The organism is Microcystis sp. M49636_WE2, from assembly GCF_030065375.1.
Classification (GTDB): Bacteria; Cyanobacteriota; Cyanobacteriia; order Cyanobacteriales; family Microcystaceae; genus Microcystis; species Microcystis aeruginosa_C.
This window is the reverse complement of sequence record NZ_JASJFG010000528.1, coordinates 1-1,163: the sequence shown is the minus strand read 5'-3', so window position 1 is coordinate 1,163 and position 1,163 is coordinate 1. Positions and strand designations below refer to the sequence as shown.

General features: G+C 41.8%; 1 protein-coding gene. It reads right to left on the bottom strand.

Going from position 1 to position 1,163, the window contains the following annotated elements:
- Positions 1–200: 200 nt before the first annotated feature.
- Positions 201–1,163, bottom strand: a 963-nt coding sequence (locus PX484_RS12305; RefSeq protein ID WP_288104049.1) for a TM0106 family RecB-like putative nuclease, incomplete at its 5' end; no start/stop codon positions are given.

Sequence of the window (1,163 nt, the reverse complement as noted above, 5' to 3'; positions counted from 1 at the left end):
GGTGGTCAATTACCTAATTTTCAGGGAAAAAATCCCTAAATTTTCCCCCCAATCACTCCAATGGTAGGCACTTTTTCAGGGAAAAAAAGTCTAAAAGCCTTATCCAACAAGGTTTTTAGATTTATTCAGCAAACCCTAATTCAAGTGGACTCGTTGAGCCAGAAATTCTCAGCAGTGATGCTAGAAGAATCCACGTCCGTTTACGGCGTGGGGTATGTCAAAAGCCAATCTTTTAGTATAAAGGTGGCGCGACAATCATCCTCATTGTAACGCAAAATAGCCGCCAATAAAGTCCGATCTCCTGTTTTTAACCACTGGTCATACCACCAAACGCATTGATCCCCGCTTACTCCTCGATCGCGCCATTGGAAGCCAATCCAGTTAGCGAGGGATTTTAAAGAATAACTTTCCACGGGAAAAGTTACGGAATTAACTACATAATAGTGCAGATCAAAACAGCGAGAAACTAACTGATTAATCAAAGAAGAAGGAGTTTTATAAAGATAACCCAATCGCTTAATTGTTTCCACTTCGTACTCAGAAAAGTGAAAAATGGGTGCTTGATAATCCTGCATGACTAAGGTTAAAAATTCCTGCCAAATCCTGCCTTCATCTTCTGGCTTTTCTGCCAAAAAGGGATAAAATTGCTGGGTATTAACTCGATAATCAACGCGTAAAATCCCCAAAAGATAATCTAAATTCTGTTCTGGTTCCGCTTCGATGTCAAAATAAAATTCAATCTCGGCCCTCGGTAGGGGAGACAAATAAGCAGTTTTCCCGTTACTTTTGCGAAAGGCCCGATTTTCAATAATTGCTTGGGCCTGTAATTGTAACTGATTAGCCACCTCTAACCCCATACCCTCCCCCATACGGGTAGGACAGGTAAGCGCCAGGGATTCCATGGTGGAAACCCCCAAAGACTGTAAAAATTGGTAACGACTGGGAGTCACCCCCGGAACTAAAGAAAGATGTTGACTCGCTTGAGCGATACCATAACAGTGACTATACCAATGACATAAACTGCAACGCTGACGCGAGATAAAAACTTCTGGTTCTTGGCGATTAATCACCATTTCGCCGAACTTTTTGATTATTTCCTCTAGTTTAGTTAACCAGAGATTCAATTCCACCCGATAGCGATTATGACGACGTAGGACAATTTC